Source organism: Escherichia sp. MOD1-EC5189 (assembly GCF_002966045.1).
Classification (GTDB): domain Bacteria; phylum Pseudomonadota; class Gammaproteobacteria; order Enterobacterales; family Enterobacteriaceae; genus Escherichia; species Escherichia coli_F.
The window spans coordinates 1-18933 of record NZ_PTRX01000023.1 but is presented as its reverse complement, the minus strand read 5'-3'; the positions used below and the strand labels follow the sequence as shown (position 1 = coordinate 18933).

The window sequence follows — 18933 nt, the reverse complement described above, 5'->3', positions numbered from 1 at the left end:
AATGGCATACCTGGTGGCAGTAACCGCCTGCGTCAGTGGCGTGGCGCATACTTATATGGCGGCGGAACGGCTGGAAAAGTTGTGCCAGTTAGAGAAGTGGGGCGTCAGCATTGAAACTCAGGGTGCTTTGGGAACGGAGAATCGTTTAGCGGACGAGGATATCCGCCGGGCGGATGTTGCGCTGTTGATTACGGATATTGAACTTGCCGGTGCTGAGCGATTTGAACATTGCCGCTACGTGCAATGCAGCATCTACGCGTTCCTGCGTGAGCCGCAGCGGGTGATGAGCGCGGTGCGTAAAGTGCTTTCTGCGCCACAGCAAACCCATCTTATTCTGGAGTAGTCGATTTTTCTGTCAGTTGGCTATGGTATTGCCGACGATATTCCGATGGCGAGCGTTCGGTGTTTTTACGAAACAGACGGCAGAAGTAGTTGCTGTCAACAAAGCCGCAGGCGTGCGCCACTTCTTTTACCTTCAGGTCATAGCCTTTCAATAACGTCTTAGCGTGTTCCAGTCGCGTGTGATTCAGGTATTCGTTAAAACCAATGGCCCCCGTTTTTTGAAACAGGTGCGAGAGGTAATTTGGCGAAATATAGAACGCCTGTGCGACAGATTCGCGGGTAAGCGCGGTGGCATAGTGTTCGTCGATATAATCGCGAATAGCTTCAAATAGTGCCTGGCTACGTGAGGCGGTCTGGATTTGGCTACCGAGCAAATCGCGGCAGTGGCTAAGCAGGCTGGCGACGATAAGTCTGGCCGTTTGCTGCTCTTGCGACTGCATTTGCATTTCATTGAGCGTTTGTAGCAGAAAAGAACCAATGCGCGGGCCGCGTCGGGCGACGTGTTGCTTCGCCAGATTTTGATACTGTTTGCCATCCCATTGCACGACGCTGAAACCGAGTTGCTGTTTGCCAAACAGCACGCTAAAGGTGGTCGCGGGGGCTTGCCATTGTGGGAAATTCCAGCCGCCAGCGGGAACGTACAGCACATCGCCGGGAACTAACGTTGCGCCAGCGCCGGTATCAACAAATTCACCTTCCAGCACTATTTCCAGCCGTGGAAAATCGACCTGATACGCAAGATCGGGCGCCGGACCGTTGCTGCTGGCAAAGTAAATCTGGCGCAGCGACAGCGGGCCGTTTATCAGGCGGGAGAGCAGATAGCTGACGTCGTGATACATGTTATTCCCTTAGGTATGTAGACGGGAAAACAGTAACTGGCATTATGAAAAAAGGCCACCTGAAAAGTGTGGCCTGATGGGAGTTCGATGTAAACATTGCGGCAGTTTCAGTCGCTTTATCTGGCCTACTGCCGCGATCTGTAGGCCGGATAAGACGCTTCATTCAGGCGTCGCATCCGGCAAATAGCACCTGGCTGATAATTACTGATTACCCACCTGATCGCCATACGGCAGAGTGTCGTAATCGATCAGCGCGTTTTTCTTGTACGGGTTACCAATCCAGCGGGTAGTTTCTTTGAACTGCGGATTCACCACTGAACGGGTTGGATCGTAACCGTCGTAAGATAAGCCCGCCAAATCTGACCAGGTGTGGATCAGTTCCGCCAGGCTGTATTTACGATCAACATCCTGCGAGAAATCACGCGGATGAGTCGCTTGCCATTTTTCTGACGTCCACAGCAGGAACGGAATGGTGTACATATGACGCGTCGGGTTGTCCTCATTACGCCCCTGAGTTTTGTGCGGCGGCGTGTCGTAAACCTCTTCACCGTGGTCAGAGAAGTAAACCAGGAAACCGTTCGGGTCTGCTGCTTTAAAGTCTTTAATCAGGCTGGCAACCACATGATCGTTATACAGGTTAGCGTTATCATAATCGTTATATGACTCCAGCTCTTCTGCGCTTAGTCCCGGCGGAACATGATCGGTATTGCCATCAAACTTGCCCTGATTTTCCGGGTAGCGGTATTTGTATTTGATATGCGTACCCAGCAGATGAACGATGATCAGTTTCTTCGGCGCAGGGTCATTCAGCACTTCCTGGAACGGCTTCAGCACGTTGGTGTCGTATTCACGCGCACTCTGCGTACGTTGCTGGTTCATGTAGTACTGCTTGTCGGTCTGGCGCGAAAATACCGTCAGCATGGTATTGCGGGCGGTCATCGTCTGCTGGTTGGTGATCCAGAAGGTTTTATAACCCGCCTGTTTCATCATGTTCATCAGCGACGGCTGCGTCAGATACAGATCCGGGTTCTTTTCATTGGCAAAAGTCAGCGCCTGTTGCAGGATTTCAATGGTGTACGGACGAGACGTCACCACGTTATTAAACACGGTCAGATTCGGATCGGTTTTATGCAGCGCATCCAGCTCCGGCGTGGTTTCACGCGGATAACCGTACAGACTCATGCGTCCACGCTGGGTCGACTCGCCAATCACCAGCACTAAGGTGCGCGGTTCGTTACCCGATTCATCTTTGAAATTAGCCAGCGGCGGCAAGGCATTATTTTCATTCAGTAACTTTGTTAGCGAGTTTAGTTGCTGACGATACTGATAATAGCCGGTCAGGAATTGCCACGGTGCGGCAGGCTCCATACGCGATGCCAGGTTATCCAACGTTTTCTCAAACGGCTTGTTTTTGATAAACGTATTCATGGCGATCGGATGCAGAATCAAGCCATAAAGCAGGGCAAAAGAGACAACATAACGCCACGGCTTTGGAATATAGACCGGGCGCAGGCGTGTCCACAGCAGAACTGCCACCGCCGTATAGGCCAGCGCGATAAGCACAATTTTCAGGCTGAAATACTGGCTTAAATACTCGCTGGCTTCGTTGGTGTTGGTTTCGAACATCACAAACAGAACGCTCTGCGAGAACTCCTGACCGTAGATGACGTAGTAGCACAGCGCCGCCAGAGAGGCCGCCCATAGCACTACGCCGATTACTGCGGCAATAATTTTAATCCGCTTCGGAAAGAGGAATACCGGGATCAACCACAGCGAACTGAATAACAGCGAGTCGCGAATGCCGTTAGTGCCACTATAACCACTGATGTAAATAATGGCCTGTAGCAAGGTAGAGAAAAACCAAAAGTAGAGCAGTGCCCAACCCAGGGCTTTCCAGCTAAAAAGAGGTTTAGCCTGGACTTCTGTGGAATGCATAGTAAGAACCTGTCTTGAAAAAATATCGCCGAATGTAACGACAATTCCTTAAGGATATCTGAAGGGATATCCAGAATTTGAATAAAATGCAGACAGAAATATATTGAAAACGAGGGTGTTAGAACAGAAGTATTTCAGAAAACCCTCGCGCAAAAGCACGAGGGTTTGCAGGAGGGGGGAAGATTAGCCGGTATTACGCATACCTGCCGCAATCCCGGCAATAGTAACCATTAACGCTTGCTCGACGCGAGGATCCGGTTCCTGGCCTTCTTTTTCTGCCTGGCGGGAGCGGTGCAGCAACTCGGCCTGCAATACGTTCAGTGGGTCGGTGTAAATATTTCGCAGCTGAATAGACTCCGCAATCCACGGCAGATCGGCCATCAGGTGAGAATCGTTGGCAATCGCCAGCACCACTTTGATGTCTTCTTCTTGCAGATTACGTAACTCTTTACCTAACGGCCACAATGCTTTGTCTACCAGACGTTGATCATAGTATTCCGCCAGCCACAGGTCTGCTTTGGCGAAGACCATCTCCAGCATGCCGAGACGCGTCGAGAAGAATGGCCAGTCGCGGCACATGGCTTCCAGTTCGCTCTGCTTGCCATCTTCGACCACTTTTTGCAGCGCCGTACCTGCACCCAGCCAGGCGGGGAGCATCAGGCGGTTTTGTGTCCAGGCAAAAATCCACGGAATGGCGCGCAGTGACTCGACGCCGCCGGTCGGGCGACGTTTCGCCGGACGTGAACCCAACGGCAGTTTGCCCAGCTCTTGTTCCGGCGTAGCGGAGCGGAAGTACGGCACAAAATCTTTGTTTTCACGTACGTAGCCACGGTAGAGATCGCAGGAGATGACTGACAGTTCATCCATAATGCGACGCCAGCTCTCTTTCGGCTCCGGCGGTGGCAGCAGGTTGGCTTCCAGAATCGCCCCGGTGTACAGCGACAGGCTGCTAACGGTGATTTCTGGCAGACCATATTTAAAGCGGATCATCTCGCCCTGTTCGGTCACGCGAAGGCCGCCTTTCAGGCTTCCTGGCGGTTGTGACAGCAGCGCCGCATGGGCAGGTGCGCCGCCGCGACCAATGGAACCGCCGCGGCCGTGGAACAGCGTCAGTTCAATACCCGCTTTTTCGCAGGTTTTGATTAATGCATCCTGTGCCTGATATTGCGCCCAGGAAGCCGCCATCACCCCCGCATCTTTTGCTGAGTCGGAATAGCCAATCATCACCATCTGTTTGCCCTGAATCAGGCCGCGATACCAGTCGATATTGAGCAACTGGGTCATGACATCGTTGGCGTTGTTCAGGTCATCAAGGGTTTCAAACAGCGGTGCAACCGGCATCGCAAATCCAATACCCGCTTCTTTCAGCAGCAGGTGTACAGCCAGTACGTCGGACGGCGTTTTTGCCATCGAGATCACGTAGGCGGCAATGGAACCTTGCGGTGCTTCAGCAATTACCTGACAGGTATCAAGTACTTCGCGCGTTTCGGCGCTCGGTTGCCAGTTACGCGGCAGAAGAGGGCGTTTGGAGTTCAGTTCGCGGATCAGGAACGCCTGTTTGTCGGCCTCTGACCAGCTTTCGTAGTCGCCGATGCCGAGGTAGCGGGTCAGTTCGCCCAGCGCTTCGGTATGACGGGTGCTCTCCTGACGGATATCAATACGGACCAGCGGTACACCGAAACATTTCACGCGGCGCAGGGTGTCGAGCAGATCGCCGTTGGCAATAATACCCATGCCACACGCCTGAAGGGACTGGTAGCAAGCGTAGAGCGGCTCCCACAGTTCTTCGTTCTGCGTCAGCAGACCCTCTGGTTTTGGTACTTCTTCACCTTTCAGGCGCGCTTCCAGCCATGCCTGTGTCGCCATCAAGCGGGAACGCAGGTTTTTCATCAGATAGCGATACGGTTCTGCGGCACCTTCTTCGCCGACCAGCGCCAGCAGTTCCGGAGTTGCTTCAACCATCGACAGTTCAGAAACCAGAACTTGAATATCTTTCAGGAACAGATCGGTGGCTTTCCAGCGGCTGAGCAGCAGGACGTGGCGGGTGATATCGGCAGTGACGTTCGGGTTTCCGTCGCGGTCGCCGCCCATCCACGAGGTAAAACGCACCGGAACAAATTCGACGGGTAGTTTGTAGCCGAGGTTCTCTTCCAGTTGTTCGTTCAGTTCGCGCAGGTAATTCGGTACGCCTTGCCACAGGCTGTTTTCTACTACGGCAAAGCCCCATTTGGCCTCATCTACCGGGCTTGGGCGCAGCTTACGGATTTCATCGGTATGCCATGACTGGGCGATCAACTGGCGCAGGCGGCGCATCAGTTGGTTATGTTCGTAGTCGGCGATATCTTTGTTGTCGAGCTGTTTTAAGCAGGCGTTCACTTCCACCATTTTGTGGATCAGCGTACGACGGGTAATTTCGGTTGGGTGAGCCGTGAGGACCAGTTCCAGCGACAGCGATTCAACTGCTTTTTTGATGGTGTCTTCGCTCAGTTCCGGCTGGTTTTTCAGTTTACGCAGGGTGCGGGCGATCACTTCCGGATTGCTGGCTGCTTCGCCTTTCGGCGAAATGCTATGGTATTGCTCGGCGGTGTTAGCCAGATTCAGGAACTGACTAAACGCACGCGCAACGGGCAGCAGCTCGTCGTTCGACAAATTTTGTAAAGTGGTGAGCAACTCCTGGCGGTTAGCATCATTGCCAGCGCGTGAAGATTTGGACAACTTACGGATAGTTTCAACGCGTTCAAGAATGTGTTCTCCCAACGCATCCTTGATGGTTTCCCCCAGCACTTTGCCGAGCATACTGACATTACTACGCAATGCGGAATATTGTTCGTTCATATTACCCCAGACACCCCATCTTATCGTTTGATAGCCCTGTATCCTTCACGTCGCATTGGCGCGAATATGCTCGGGCTTTGCTTTTCGTCGTCTTTTATAAAGCCACGTAAAAGCGATGACGTCAAATGCTGCGAAATCGCTTCAGCAAACGAATAAATAGCAGGAATTTACGCCATTAAATTCACGACGCTTTAAATAAGCGTAACTTATGGAAATGTTAAAAAATCGCCTTGAGTAACACCAAAGGTGTAGGTCGGATAAGATGCGCAAGCATCGCATCCGACATTGTTTGGCCTACGTTTTAATGCCAGCAGAAATGGTGAATCACCTGGGTGATCAGTTCGCGGGTGGGCTTGATAAACCGTGTCTCCAGGTATTCATCAGGCTGATGAGCCTGATTAATTGAGCCAGGTCCCAGCACCAGCGTCGGGCATAACGTCTGAATAAACGGCGCTTCGGTACAGTAGTTCACTACTTCGGTCTTTGCTCCGAGCAATTTCTCAACCACTTCAACCAGTTGATGATTCGGTGGGCATTCATAGCCAGGAATCGGTGGATGCAGCTCGTCGACCGTCAGACGACCCGGCCAGCGCTCGCTCACCGGAGACAATGCATCGTTGAGCAAACCATTAAGTTCATTGAGTGTCATGCCTGGCAGCGGACGAATATCCATATGCAACTCACAGCATGCGCAAATACGGTTAGATGCATCGCCACCGTGAATATGCCCGAGGTTGAGCGTAGGGTATGGCACGGTAAATGCTTCGTAGTGATAACGTTCTTTCAGATTATCGCGCAATTGCAAAATATGCCCGATGGCGTCGTGCATCAATTCGATCGCGTTAACTCCGCGTGCTGGATCGCTGGAGTGCCCCGACTGGCCCTGAATACGGATGGCGTTCGAGATATGGCCTTTATGCGCGCGTACCGGTTGCAGCGACGTCGGTTCGCCAATGATGGCGCAATCCGGGCGCAGGGCGGTAGTTTCGGCAAAATATCGCGCTCCGGCCATACTGGTTTCTTCATCGGCAGTTGCGAGAATGTAGAGTGGTTTTTTCAGTTTCGTGACGTCGACATCGCGTAGTGCATCGAGGATAAACGCAAAAAAGCCTTTCATGTCGGCGGTGCCTAAGCCGTAAAGCTTGCCGTCATGCTCCGTCAGCGTAAACGGATCGCGCGTCCAGCGGCCGTCATCAAATGGCACCGTATCGGTATGCCCCGCCAGCAGCAAACCGCCAGCTCCCTGTCCGGTACTTGCCAGCATATTAAATTTGTTGCGAGTTCCCGGTACGGGCTGCACTTCCACATTGAAGCCCAAATCTTTAAACCAGTCCGCCAGCAGAGTGATTAAATCTGCATTGCTTTGATCGAGTGCCTCTTCCGTGGCGCTTATTGAAGGTGTGGCAATCAGAGCACGGTAAATCTCGATAAATGGCGGTAATTTGTTTTTCATTGTTGACACACCTCTGGTCATGATAGTATCAATATTCATGCAGTATTTGTGAATAAAAATACACTAACGTTGAGCGTAATAAAACCCACCAGCCGTAAGGTGAATGTTTTACGTTTAACCAGGCAACCAGACATAAGAAGGTGAATAGCCCCGATGTTGAATACGCTGATTGTGGGTGCCAGCGGTTACGCTGGCGCAGAGCTAGTGACCTATGTAAATCGCCATCCGCATATGAACATAACCGCTTTGACTGTTTCAGCGCAAAGCAATGATGCGGGAAAGTTAATCTCCGATTTGCATCCGCAGCTAAAAGGCATCGTTGATCTGCCGTTGCAGCCGATGTCGGATATCAGTGAGTTTAGCCCAGGGGTGGACGTGGTGTTTCTTGCTACTGCCCATGAAGTTAGTCACGATTTAGCGCCACAATTTCTTGAAGCGGGCTGTGTGGTGTTCGACCTTTCCGGCGCGTTTCGTGTTAACGACGCCACCTTCTATGAAAAATATTACGGCTTTAGCCATCAATACCCGGAACTGTTGGAACAGGCAGCTTACGGTCTGGCGGAGTGGTGCGGTAATAAATTAAAAGAAGCGAACTTGATTGCCGTGCCAGGCTGTTATCCGACGGCGGCGCAATTGGCGCTGAAACCGTTGATTGATGCCGATCTTCTTGACCTCAATCAGTGGCCGGTTATCAACGCCACCAGTGGTGTGAGCGGAGCAGGACGTAAGGCAGCGATTTCAAATAGTTTTTGTGAAGTTAGCCTGCAACCGTATGGTGTCTTTACCCATCGCCACCAGCCGGAGATCGCCACGCATCTCGGTGCTGACGTTATTTTTACCCCGCATCTGGGCAATTTTCCGCGCGGCATTCTCGAAACCATTACCTGCCGCCTGAAGCCTGGCGTGAACCAGGCGCAAGTCGCGCAAGCGTTACAGCAGGCGTATGCCCATAAACCGCTGGTACGGTTGTATGACAAAGGCGTTCCGGCGCTGAAAAATGTCGTCGGGCTGCCGTTCTGCGATATCGGTTTTGCCGTTCAGGGGGAACATCTGATTATTGTGGCGACCGAAGACAACTTATTGAAAGGCGCGGCAGCACAAGCGGTACAGTGCGCCAATATTCGTTTCGGCTATGCGGAAACGCAGTCTCTTATTTAGGGGTGCAATGATGAATCCATTAATTATCAAACTGGGCGGCGTACTGCTGGATAGTGAAGAGGCGCTGGAACGTCTGTTTAGCGCCCTGGTGAATTATCGCGAGTCACATCAGCGTCCGCTGGTGATTGTCCACGGCGGCGGCTGCGTGGTGGATGAGCTGATGAAAGGACTGAATCTGCCGGTGAAAAAGAAAAACGGCCTGCGGGTGACGCCTGCGGATCAGATAGACATTATCACCGGAGCGCTGGCGGGAACGGCAAATAAAACCCTGCTGGCATGGGCGAAGAAACATCAGATTGCAGCCGTAGGTTTGTTTCTCGGTGACGGCGACAGCGTAAAAGTGACCCAGCTCGATGAAGAGTTAGGCCATGTTGGACTGGCGCAGCCAGGTTCGCCTAAGCTTATCAACACGTTGCTGGAAAACGGTTATCTACCAGTGGTCAGCTCCATTGGCGTAACGGACGAAGGGCAACTGATGAACGTCAATGCTGACCAGGCGGCGACGGCGCTGGCGGCAACGCTGGGCGCGGATCTGATTTTGCTCTCTGATGTCAGCGGTATTCTCGACGGCAAAGGGCAACGTATTGCCGAAATGACCGCAGCGAAAGCAGAACAACTGATTGAGCAGGGCATTATTACTGACGGCATGATAGTGAAAGTGAACGCGGCGCTGGACGCTGCGCGCACGCTGGGTCGCCCGGTAGATATTGCCTCCTGGCGTCATGCGGAACAGCTTCCGGCACTGTTTAACGGTATGCCGATGGGTACGCGGATTTTAGCTTAAGTTTTGTTGGCCGGAGACGTAGCTTTCTGGCATTGAATTTCAAAATAAGGAAACAGAGTTATGGCACTTTGGGGCGGGCGTTTTACCCAGGCAGCAGATCAACGGTTTAAACAATTCAACGACTCACTGCGCTTTGATTACCGTCTGGCGGAGCAGGATATTGTTGGCTCTGTGGCCTGGTCCAAAGCGCTGGTAACGGTAGGCGTGTTAACCGCAGAAGAACAGGTGCAACTGGAAGAGGCGCTCAATGTGCTGCTGGAAGATGTTCGCGCCAGACCACAACAAATTCTTGAAAGCGACGCTGAAGATATCCATAGCTGGGTAGAAGGCAAACTGATCGACAAAGTGGGCCAGTTAGGCAAAAAACTGCACACCGGGCGTAGCCGTAATGATCAGGTAGCGACTGACCTGAAACTGTGGTGCAAGGATACCGTTAGCGAGTTGCTGACGGCTAACCGACAGTTACAATCCGCTCTGGTCGAGACCGCGCAGAATAATCAGGACGCGGTAATGCCTGGTTACACTCACCTGCAACGCGCCCAGCCGGTGACGTTTGCGCACTGGTGCCTGGCCTATGTTGAGATGCTGGCGCGTGATGAAAGCCGTTTGCAGGATGCGCTTAAGCGTCTGGATGTCAGCCCGTTAGGCTGTGGCGCACTGGCGGGAACGGCCTATGAAATCGACCGTGAACAGTTAGCAGGCTGGCTGGGCTTTGCCTCGGCGACCCGTAACAGTCTCGACAGCGTTTCTGACCGCGACCACGTGCTGGAACTGCTTTCTGCCGCCGCTATCGGTATGGTGCATTTGTCGCGTTTTGCCGAAGATCTGATTTTCTTTAACACCGGCGAAGCGGGTTTTGTGGAGCTTTCTGATCGTGTTACTTCCGGTTCATCATTAATGCCGCAGAAGAAAAACCCGGATGCGTTGGAGCTGATTCGTGGTAAATGCGGTCGGGTGCAGGGCGCGTTATCTGGCATGATGATGACGCTGAAAGGTCTGCCGCTGGCCTATAACAAAGATATGCAGGAAGACAAAGAAGGTCTGTTCGACGCGCTCGATACCTGGCTGGACTGCCTGCATATGGCGGCGCTGGTGCTGGACGGCATTCAGGTGAAACGCCCACGTTGCCAGGAAGCGGCGCAGCAGGGGTATGCGAACGCCACTGAACTGGCGGATTACCTGGTGGCGAAAGGTGTGCCGTTCCGCGAGGCGCACCATATTGTTGGTGAAGCGGTGGTGGAAGCCATTCGTCAGGGCAAACCGCTGGAAGATCTGCCGCTCGTCGAGTTGCAGCAATTCAGCGAGGTGATTGGCGAAGATGTCTATCCGATTCTGTCGCTGCAATCGTGCCTCGACAAGCGTGCAGCAAAAGGCGGCGTCTCCCCGCAGCAGGTGGCGCAGGCGATTGCTTTTGCGCAGGCGCGGTTGGGGTAAGAACAATTATATGTACAAATTTGAGCCTGGCTTATCGCCGGGCTTTTTTATGGCAAAAAAAAGCGGATCCTGGAGATCCGCAAAAGTTCACGTTGGCTTTAGTTATTCGAGTTGAGAAACTCTCGAAACGGGCAGTGACTTCAAGGGTTAAAAGAGGTGCCGCTCCGTTTCTGTGAACAATTATCAGTCAGAATGCTTGATAGGGATAATCGTTCGTTGCTATGCTACCTATCGCCATGAACTATCGTGGCGATGGAGGATGGATAATGAATATTCGTGATCTTGAGTACCTGGTGGCATTGGCTGAACACCGCCATTTTCGGCGTGCGGCAGATTCCTGCCACGTTAGCCAGCCGACGCTTAGCGGGCAAATTCGTAAGCTGGAAGATGAGCTGGGCGTGATGTTGCTGGAGCGGACCAGCCGTAAAGTGTTGTTCACCCAGGCGGGAATGCTGCTGGTGGATCAGGCGCGTACCGTGCTGCGTGAGGTGAAAGTCCTTAAAGAGATGGCAAGCCAGCAGGGTGAGACGATGTCCGGACCGCTGCATATTGGTTTGATTCCCACGGTTGGGCCTTACCTGTTACCGCATATTATCCCGATGCTGCACCAGACCTTTCCAAAGCTGGAAATGTATCTGCATGAAGCACAGACCCACCAGTTACTGGCGCAACTGGACAGCGGCAAACTCGATTGCGTGATCCTCGCGCTGGTGAAAGAGAGCGAAGCATTCATTGAAGTGCCGTTGTTTGATGAGCCAATGTTGCTGGCTATCTATGAAGATCACCCGTGGGCGAACCGCGAATGCGTACCGATGGCCGATCTGGCAGGGGAAAAACTGCTGATGCTGGAAGATGGTCACTGTTTGCGCGATCAGGCAATGGGGTTCTGCTTTGAAGCCGGGGCGGATGAAGATACACACTTCCGCGCGACTAGCCTGGAAACTCTGCGCAACATGGTGGCGGCAGGTAGCGGGATCACTTTACTGCCTGCACTGGCTGTGCCGCCGGAGCGCAAACGCGATGGGGTTGTTTATTTGCCGTGTATTAAGCCGGAACCACGCCGCACTATTGGCCTGGTTTATCGTCCGGGCTCACCGCTGCGCAGCCGCTATGAGCAGCTGGCAGAGGCCATCCGCGCAAGAATGGATGGCCATTTCGATAAAGTGTTAAAACAGGCGGTTTAAACCGTTTAACGCGGCTACCCGATAGGCTTCCGCCATCGTCGGGTAGTTAAAGGTGGTGTTGACGAAGTACTCAATAGTGTTGCCGCCACCTTTCTGTTCCATAATCGCCTGACCGATATGAATAATTTCGGCAGCGCGTTCGCCAAAGCAGTGAATGCCCAGAATCTCTTTTGTTTCCCGATGGAACAAAATTTTCAGCGTACCCACGTTCATGCCGACGATTTGTGCGCGTGCCAGATGTTTAAACTGGGCGCGGCCCACTTCATATGGCACTTTCATCGCGGTCAGCTGCTGTTCGGTTTTGCCCACAGAGCTGATTTCCGGGATGGTGTAAATACCGGTAGGGATATCTTCAATCAGATGTGCGGTGGCTTCGCCTTTCACCAGCGCCTGCGCGGCAATGCGCCCCTGGTCATAGGCCGCCGACGCCAGGCTCGGATAACCAATCACGTCGCCCACCGCGTAAACGTGTGGCTGTGCGGTCTGATACATGCTGTTGACCTTCAGCTGTCCACGACTGTCAGTTTCCAGCCCAATGTTCTGTAACGCCAGCGAATCGGTATTACCGGTACGACCGTTGGCATAGAGAAGACAGTCGGCTTTCAGCTTTTTGCCCGACTTCAGATGCATAATCACACCGTCGTCACAGCCTTCGATCTTTTCGTACTCTTCGTTGTGACGAATCACTACGCCACTGTTCCAGAAGTGATAGGAGAGAGAATCTGACATCTCTTGATCGAGAAATGCCAGCAGGCGATCGCGGGTATTGATCAGATCCACTTTTACATCCATACCGCGGAAGATCGACGCATATTCACAGCCGATCACTCCAGCACCGTAAATAAGTACATGGCGCGGTTCGTGGTGCATGCTAAGAATTGAGTCGCTGTCGTAAATGCGTGGATGGGTGAAATCAACATCTGTCGGATGATAAGGGCGAGAACCACAGGCAATAACAAATTTTTCAGCGGTTAGTGTTTCGACGCTGCCGTCCGGGCAATCCAGCGCCAACGTATGCTCGTCAACAAAGCGAGCGTTCCCCTGCAATATTTCACAGTGATTACGTTCGTAAAATCCCTGACGCATGCGCGTTTGTTGATTAATCACGTTATCGGCATGGTTAAGGATATCGGCAAAAGAAGAGCGGAGCAGTCGGGAATGGTCGCTGTAAAGTGGGTTTTGATTGAATTCTATAATGCGGCTGACGGCGTGACGGAGAGCTTTCGACGGGATGGTGCCCCAGTGGGTGCAACCGCCGCCAACATTTTGATAACGCTCGATAACTGCGACGCGCGCACCTTGCTTAACCAGGCCCATTGCAGCGCCTTCGCCGCCGGGGCCGGAACCTATTACTATGGCATCGTAATCGTAGGAATGTGGCATGGTAGGGCTTACCTGTTCTTATACATAAAAGCAACAGAATGGTAACATTTTATCGCGGGTAAGCCAATTGATCCCCGTCATTTATCTGGCTATATCGTGAGCGGCCTTTGCTTTGTCTGTTTCTTACTTTTGCCTTGAACGTTTTATTGGATTTTTATCGCCAGTACTCACCGTTTAAGTGGCAGGTTTCCGTTGTTCGTAAAAGAACCGGCCAAAGAATTGCAGTAAATATGTTTTATTGCGTTACCGTTCATTCACAACACTGGAGCAATCCAGTATGTTCATTCTCTGGTATAGTGCCTGCAGTACTTTTGGCAAGGATTCAGACATCGTGATGGGCGTAAGAGCGCAACAAAAAGAAAAAACCCGCCGTTCGCTGGTGGAAGCCGCATTTAGCCAATTAAGTGCTGAACGCAGCTTCGCCAGCCTGAGTTTGCGTGAAGTGGCGCGTGAAGCGGGCATTGCTCCCACCTCTTTTTACCGGCATTTTCGCGACGTAGACGAACTCGGTCTGACCATGGTTGATGAGAGCGGTTTAATGCTGCGCCAACTCATGCGCCAGGCGCGTCAGCGTATCGCCAAAGGTGGGAGTGTGATCCGCACCTCGGTCTCCACATTTATGGAGTTCATCGGTAATAATCCTAACGCCTTCCGGTTATTATTGCGGGAACGCTCCGGCACCTCCGCTGCGTTTCGTGCCGCCGTTGCGCGTGAAATTCAGCACTTCATTGCGGAACTTGCGGACTATCTGGAACTCGAAAACCATATGCCGCGTGCGTTTACTGAAGCGCAAGCCGAAGCCATGGTGACGATTGTCTTCAGTGCGGGTGCCGAGGCGTTGGACGTCGGCGTCGAACAACGTCGGCAATTAGAAGAGCGACTGGTACTGCAACTGCGAATGATTTCGAAAGGGGCTTATTACTGGTATCGCCGTGAACAAGAGAAAACCGCAATTATTCCGGGAAATGTGAAGGACGAGTAATGAAACAAGCAAATCAAGATAGAGGTACGCTGCTGCTGGCGCTGGTGGCTGGCTTATCGATTAATGGTACTTTCGCAGCGCTGTTTAGCTCCATTGTGCCATTTTCTGTATTCCCGATTATTTCCCTGGTGCTGACAGTTTACTGCCTGCATCAACGTTATCTTAATCGCACTATGCCGGTAGGCTTGCCGGGTCTGGCTGCTGCTTGTTTTATTCTCGGCGTACTGCTGTACAGCACGGTAGTTCGTGCGGAATATCCGGATATCGGCTCTAACTTCTTCCCGGCAGTACTGTCCGTCATTATGGTGTTCTGGATTGGCGCGAAGATGCGTAACCGTAAGCAGGAAGTTGCTGAGTAATCGGTATCATGCCGGATGCTGGCGCATCCGGCATAGATTTTACTTCGCGGTCAGTAGTACGCCGCACTCCATATGGTGCGTGTAGGGGAACTGATCAAACAGAGCCAGACGTTCAACCTTGTGCGTCTGGCTTAATGTTTCCAGATTCTTGCATAACGTTTCCGGATTGCAGGAGATATACAGAATACGTGGATACGCCTGCACCATTTTCTCGGTTTCACTGTCCAGACCGCTGCGCGGTGGGTCGACAAAAATGGTTTCGCACTGATAACTCTTTAAGTCGATCCCTTGCAGGCGATTAAATTCGCGCACACCATTCATCGCCTGAGTAAATTCTTCTGCCGCCATACGAATAATTTGGACGTTATCAATATGGTTAGCGGCAATGTTGTATTGCGCGGCAGCGACCGAAGGCTTGGCGATTTCGGTGGCTAATACCCGATCAAAATTGCGCGCCAGGGCTAATGAGAAGTTACCGTTGCCGCAGTACAGCTCCAGTAAATCGCCTTTTGAGCCTTTGGTGACGTCCAGCGCCCATTCCAGCATCTGAATATTCATCGCCGCGTTCGGCTGGGTGAAACTGTTCTCCACCTGACGGTAGATCATTTCTCTCCCTGCGACCGGCAGACGTTCGTCGATGTAATCCTGGTCCAGCGCGATTTTGGTTTTCGTTGCCCGACCAATCAGATGCACATTCAGATTCTGCACTCGCAGTGCATCGCGCAGGGCTTCCGCTTCCTGACGCCACTCATCATCCAGCTTTTTATGGTACAGCAGGGAAACCACCGCCTGATTACTCAACGTAGTGAGGTAATCAATCTGGAACAACTTGTGGCGCAGAACGGGATTATTACGCACACCCGCAATCATCGCCGTCATCAACTGGTTGATGAGTTCACTGGCAGCGGGGAAGCTATCTACACGGATGCGGCTTTTGGTTTGTTGATCGAAAATGATGTGGTACAGGTCATCGCCATCGTGCCAGATGCGGAACTCCGCACGCATCCGGTAATGACTGACCGGCGAGCGAAACACTTCCGGAACCAGGTCAGAAAACGGCGCCATCATACTTTGCAAACGTACCACTTTTTCGGCTAACTGCGCTTCATACTGTTCTGTTGGAAGGTGTTCGGGGGTCATGATGTATCCTGAAAATGAAATGTACGCGGCGATTGTAGGGATTGCTCATCAGATGTCCAGATCTTGATGTATTCCTATTTGTGAGCTACGTCTGGACAGCAACTTGTTACAACCTGTAGCATCCACTCGCCGGTCCTGTGAGTTAATAGGGAATCCAGTGCAAATCTGGAGCTGACGCGCAGCGGTAAGGAAAGGTGCGATGATTGCGTTATGCGGACACTGCCATCCGGTGGGAAGTCATCATCTCTTAGTATTTTATATACCCCTCCAAGCCCGAAGACCTGCCGGCTAACGTCGCATCTGGTTCTCATCATCGCGTAATATTGATGAAGCCTGCGGCATCCTTCTTCTATTGTGGATGCTTTACAATGATTAAAAAAGCTTCGCTGCTGACGGCGTGTTCCGTCACGGCATTTTCTGCTTGGGCACAGGATACCAGCCCGGATACTCTCGTCGTTACGGCTAACCGTTTTCAGGAACCATTAAGTGCCGTGCTCGCTCCTGTCACTGTCGTGACACGTGAGGATATTGATCGATGGCAAGTTTCCTCTGTAAATGATGTTCTCCGCCGTTTGCCTGGTGTGGCAATTGCACAAAATGGAGGAGAAGGTCAGCTCTCAACTATTTTCCTTCGTGGAACGAACTCTAACCATGCTCTGGTTTTAATTGATGGTGTACGTCTGAATTTAGCAGGTGTCAGTGGAGCGGCTGACCTGAGTCAGTTTCCGATCGCGTTGGTGCAGCGTATCGAATATATCCGTGGGCCACGTTCAGCGATTTATGGCTCAGATGCCATTGGCGGTGTGATAAATATTATTACCTCCCGTGAGAATACTGGTACTGAAATTTCAGCAGGATGGGGAAGTAATAGTTATCAAAATTACGATATTTCCACTCAGCAACAAATTGGCGAAAATACTCGAGTAACACTTCTTGGTGATTATGCCTATACCAGGGGATTTGATGTCGTTGCCTATGGCAACACTGGGATGCAGCCACAGTCAGACAGAGACGGTTTTTTAAGTAAAACACTCTACGGCAAACTTGAACATAACTTCTCTGATACGTGGAGCGGATTTGTTCGTGGCTACGGCTATGATAACCGAACTAAATATGACGCCTGGTACTCTCCCGGTTCTCCGCTGATTGATACACGAAAACTTTATAGTCAAAGCTGGGATGCGGGTCTTCGCTACGCTGGCGAAACACTGCAATCTCAACTTGTTTCCAGTTATAGCCATAGTAAAGATTACAACTACGATCCACATTATGGACGCTATGACGCATCAGCTAACCTGGATGAGATGAAACAATACAATCTCCAGTGGACAAATAGCGTCACAGTCGGTCACGGTGATGTTGGAGCTGGTATCGACTGGCAAAAACAATCCACTACTCCTGGAACTGGATATTTGCCAAAAGGTTACGATCAGCGTAACACGGGGATTTATCTGACTGGATTACAAAAAGTTGGCGATTTTACGTTAGAAGGCGCGGTGCGTAATGACGACAACTCGCAATTTGATCGCCACACAACATGGCAATCCAGTGTGGGATGGGAGTTTATTGAGGGTTATAGCTTTATCGCTTCCTATGGAACTGCTTTCAAAGCGCCAAATTTGGGGCAGTTATATGGCATGTATGGTAATCCGAATCTGGACCCGGAAAAAAGCAAACAGTGGGAAGGGGCATTTGAAGGTTTAACAGCAGGCGTAAATTGGCGTATTTCAGGATATCGTAATGATATCAGTGAAATGATTAACTATGATCCACATACCCTTCGTTATTACAACGACGGAAAAGTACGCATTAAGGGAATTGAGGCTACAGCAAACTTTGATACTGGACCACTGGCGCATACCGTTAGCTACGATTATACGGATGCCAGAAATGCCTTAACTGACAAACCGTTAGAACGTCGTCCTAAACAGCAAGTAAAGTATCAGCTCGACTGGCAAGTGTTCGATTTTGACTGGGGTGTAACTTATCAATATCTGGGATCGCGATACGATTCGGATTACTCATCCTGGCCCTATAAGTCAGTCAAAATGGGCGGTGTGAGCTTGTGGGATCTTGCGGTTGCGTATCCGGTCACCTCTCACCTGACAGTTCGTGGTAAAATAGCCAACCTGTTCGACAAAGATTATGAGACAGTCTATGGCTACCAAACTGCAGGACGGGAATACACCTTGTCTGGCAGCTACACCTTCTGAACCACGTCCCACCGTGCTGGTGTTTGACTCCGGCGTCGGTGGGTTGTCGGTCTATGACGAGATCCGGCATCTCTTGCCGGATCTCCATTACATTTATGCTTTCGATAACGTCGCTTTCCCTTATGGCGAAAAAAGCGAAGAGTTTATTGTTGAGCGAGTGGTGGAAATTGTCACTGCGGTGCAAGAGCGTTATCCCCTTGCGCTGGCTGTTGTTGCTTGCAACACCGCCAGTACCGTCTCACTTCCTGCATTACGCGAGAAGTTTGCGTTCCCGGTTGTCGGTGTCGTTCCGGCAATTAAGCCAGCGGCACGTCTGACAGCTAATGGCATTGTCGGATTACTGGCAACCCGCGGAACAGTTAAACGTTCTTATACTCATGAGCTGATCGCGCGTTTCGCTAATGAATGCCAGATAGAAATGCTGGGCTCGGCAGAGATGGTTGAGTTGGCTGAAGCGAAGCTGCATGGCGAAGATGTTTCTCTGGATGCGCTAAAACGTATCTTGCGTCCGTGGTTAAGAATGAAAGAGCCGCCAGATACTGTTGTACTGGGGTGTACCCATTTCCCTCTACTACAAGAAGAACTGTTACAGGTGCTGCCAGAGGGAACACGGCTGGTGGATTCTGGCGCAGCGATTGCTCGCCGAACGGCATGGTTGTTAGAACATGAAGCCCCGGATGCAAAATCCGCCGATGCGAATATTGCCTTTTGCATGGCTATGACGCCAGAAGCTGAACAGTTATTACCCGTTTTACAGCGTTACGGCTTCAAAACGCTCGAAAAACTGGCAGTTTCAGGCTGATTTGGTTGAATGTTGCGCGGTCGGAAAATTATTTTAAATTTCCTCTTGTCAGGCCGGAATAACTCCCTATAATGCGCCACCACTGACACG

General features: G+C 51.6%; 15 protein-coding genes and 1 riboswitch. Of the genes, 9 read left to right on the top strand and 6 right to left on the bottom strand.

What is annotated here, in order from left to right; genetic code table 11:
• Position 1 precedes the first annotated feature (1 nt).
• Positions 2–343, top strand: coding sequence for a PTS fructose-like transporter subunit IIB (locus tag ATB02_RS18450; protein ID WP_000323849.1), 342 nt, complete (start codon positions 2–4; stop codon positions 341–343).
• Here the strand turns inward: ATB02_RS18450 and ATB02_RS18445 are convergent.
• The 4 genes from ATB02_RS18445 to argE form a co-directional block, all read right to left on the bottom strand.
• Positions 330–1181: an AraC family transcriptional regulator gene (locus ATB02_RS18445; protein ID WP_105272045.1), complete on the bottom strand. Its 852-nt coding sequence runs from the start codon at positions 1179–1181 to the stop codon at positions 330–332. The two genes, ATB02_RS18450 and ATB02_RS18445, sit on opposite strands and share 14 nt — an antisense overlap.
• A gap of 201 nt (positions 1182–1382) precedes the next feature.
• Complete coding sequence (locus tag ATB02_RS18440) at positions 1383–3116, bottom strand: phosphoethanolamine transferase CptA (protein WP_000556307.1); 1734 nt, start codon at positions 3114–3116, stop codon at positions 1383–1385.
• A 183-nt stretch (positions 3117–3299) separates the two neighbouring features.
• Positions 3300–5951: a phosphoenolpyruvate carboxylase gene (gene ppc, locus ATB02_RS18435; RefSeq protein ID WP_001005598.1), complete on the bottom strand. Its 2652-nt coding sequence runs from the start codon at positions 5949–5951 to the stop codon at positions 3300–3302.
• Between the two features lie 301 nt (positions 5952–6252).
• Positions 6253–7404, bottom strand: a complete 1152-nt coding sequence (argE, locus tag ATB02_RS18430; protein WP_001355357.1) for an acetylornithine deacetylase — start codon at positions 7402–7404, stop codon at positions 6253–6255.
• A gap of 153 nt (positions 7405–7557) precedes the next feature.
• On the opposite strand from argE, the gene argC reads away from it, so the two are divergent.
• From argC to oxyR, 4 genes are all read left to right on the top strand, one after another.
• Entirely contained in the window at positions 7558–8562 is a 1005-nt protein-coding gene (argC, locus tag ATB02_RS18425) for an N-acetyl-gamma-glutamyl-phosphate reductase (RefSeq protein WP_032185651.1), read from the top strand.
• Positions 8563–8569: 7 nt separating this feature from the next.
• Positions 8570–9346, top strand: a complete 777-nt coding sequence (gene argB, locus ATB02_RS18420; protein ID WP_001362445.1) for an acetylglutamate kinase — start codon at positions 8570–8572, stop codon at positions 9344–9346.
• A 60-nt stretch (positions 9347–9406) separates the two neighbouring features.
• Positions 9407–10780 (top strand): argininosuccinate lyase, encoded by a 1374-nt coding sequence (gene argH / locus ATB02_RS18415; RefSeq protein WP_105272044.1) that lies wholly within the window; start codon positions 9407–9409, stop codon positions 10778–10780.
• Positions 10781–11046: 266 nt separating this feature from the next.
• Positions 11047–11964: a DNA-binding transcriptional regulator OxyR gene (gene oxyR, locus ATB02_RS18410; protein WP_001025939.1), complete on the top strand. Its 918-nt coding sequence runs from the start codon at positions 11047–11049 to the stop codon at positions 11962–11964.
• Here oxyR and sthA read toward each other — a convergent pair.
• The gene (gene sthA / locus ATB02_RS18405) at positions 11947–13347 is read right to left on the bottom strand and encodes a Si-specific NAD(P)(+) transhydrogenase (protein ID WP_001120810.1); all 1401 of its coding nucleotides are present in this window, start codon (positions 13345–13347) and stop codon (positions 11947–11949) included. The two genes, oxyR and sthA, sit on opposite strands and share 18 nt — an antisense overlap.
• 331 nt (positions 13348–13678) lie before the next feature.
• Between sthA and fabR the strand changes: the two genes are divergently transcribed.
• Together fabR and ATB02_RS18390 are read left to right on the top strand one after the other, a co-directional pair.
• On the top strand, positions 13679–14329 hold the full coding sequence (fabR, locus tag ATB02_RS18395; protein ID WP_001309117.1) for an HTH-type transcriptional repressor FabR: 651 nt from the start codon (positions 13679–13681) through the stop codon (positions 14327–14329).
• Positions 14329–14688: a YijD family membrane protein gene (locus tag ATB02_RS18390; protein ID WP_000806411.1), complete on the top strand. Its 360-nt coding sequence runs from the start codon at positions 14329–14331 to the stop codon at positions 14686–14688. Before fabR ends, ATB02_RS18390 begins: the two co-directional genes overlap by 1 nt.
• 39 nt (positions 14689–14727) lie before the next feature.
• Here the strand turns inward: ATB02_RS18390 and trmA are convergent, their stop codons facing one another.
• Positions 14728–15828, bottom strand: coding sequence for a tRNA (uridine(54)-C5)-methyltransferase TrmA (gene trmA / locus ATB02_RS18385; RefSeq protein ID WP_105272043.1), 1101 nt, complete (start codon positions 15826–15828; stop codon positions 14728–14730).
• Between the two features lie 113 nt (positions 15829–15941).
• Positions 15942–16131, top strand: a riboswitch (cobalamin riboswitch).
• A gap of 65 nt (positions 16132–16196) precedes the next feature.
• Between trmA and btuB the strand changes: the two genes are divergently transcribed.
• Positions 16197–18041 carry a TonB-dependent vitamin B12 receptor BtuB gene (btuB, locus tag ATB02_RS18380; RefSeq protein ID WP_105272042.1) on the top strand — a complete coding sequence of 615 codons (1845 nt, stop codon included), beginning with the start codon at positions 16197–16199 and terminating at the stop codon, positions 18039–18041.
• A complete protein-coding gene (gene murI, locus ATB02_RS18375) occupies positions 17986–18843 on the top strand; it encodes a glutamate racemase (RefSeq protein WP_104918046.1) in 858 nt (285 codons plus the stop codon). The genes btuB and murI overlap by 56 nt, the downstream gene beginning before the upstream one ends.
• The last annotated feature ends 90 nt before the right edge of the window (positions 18844–18933 follow it).

Coding starts and splice junctions, on each gene's coding strand:
- ATB02_RS18390 (WP_000806411.1), top strand. CDS start 14,329: ATGAAACAAGCAAATCAAGATAGAGGTACGCTGCTGCTGGCGCTGGTG.
- argH (WP_105272044.1), top strand. CDS start 9,407: ATGGCACTTTGGGGCGGGCGTTTTACCCAGGCAGCAGATCAACGGTTT.
- argC (WP_032185651.1), top strand. CDS start 7,558: ATGTTGAATACGCTGATTGTGGGTGCCAGCGGTTACGCTGGCGCAGAG.
- argE (WP_001355357.1), bottom strand. CDS start 7,404: ATGAAAAACAAATTACCGCCATTTATCGAGATTTACCGTGCTCTGATT.
- sthA (WP_001120810.1), bottom strand. CDS start 13,347: ATGCCACATTCCTACGATTACGATGCCATAGTAATAGGTTCCGGCCCC.
- ATB02_RS18445 (WP_105272045.1), bottom strand. CDS start 1,181: ATGTATCACGACGTCAGCTATCTGCTCTCCCGCCTGATAAACGGCCCG.
- murI (WP_104918046.1), top strand. CDS start 17,986: ATGGCTACCAAACTGCAGGACGGGAATACACCTTGTCTGGCAGCTACA.
- trmA (WP_105272043.1), bottom strand. CDS start 15,828: ATGACCCCCGAACACCTTCCAACAGAACAGTATGAAGCGCAGTTAGCC.
- ppc (WP_001005598.1), bottom strand. CDS start 5,951: ATGAACGAACAATATTCCGCATTGCGTAGTAATGTCAGTATGCTCGGC.
- ATB02_RS18450 (WP_000323849.1), top strand. CDS start 2: ATGGCATACCTGGTGGCAGTAACCGCCTGCGTCAGTGGCGTGGCGCAT.
- ATB02_RS18440 (WP_000556307.1), bottom strand. CDS start 3,116: ATGCATTCCACAGAAGTCCAGGCTAAACCTCTTTTTAGCTGGAAAGCC.
- argB (WP_001362445.1), top strand. CDS start 8,570: ATGATGAATCCATTAATTATCAAACTGGGCGGCGTACTGCTGGATAGT.
- oxyR (WP_001025939.1), top strand. CDS start 11,047: ATGAATATTCGTGATCTTGAGTACCTGGTGGCATTGGCTGAACACCGC.
- btuB (WP_105272042.1), top strand. CDS start 16,197: ATGATTAAAAAAGCTTCGCTGCTGACGGCGTGTTCCGTCACGGCATTT.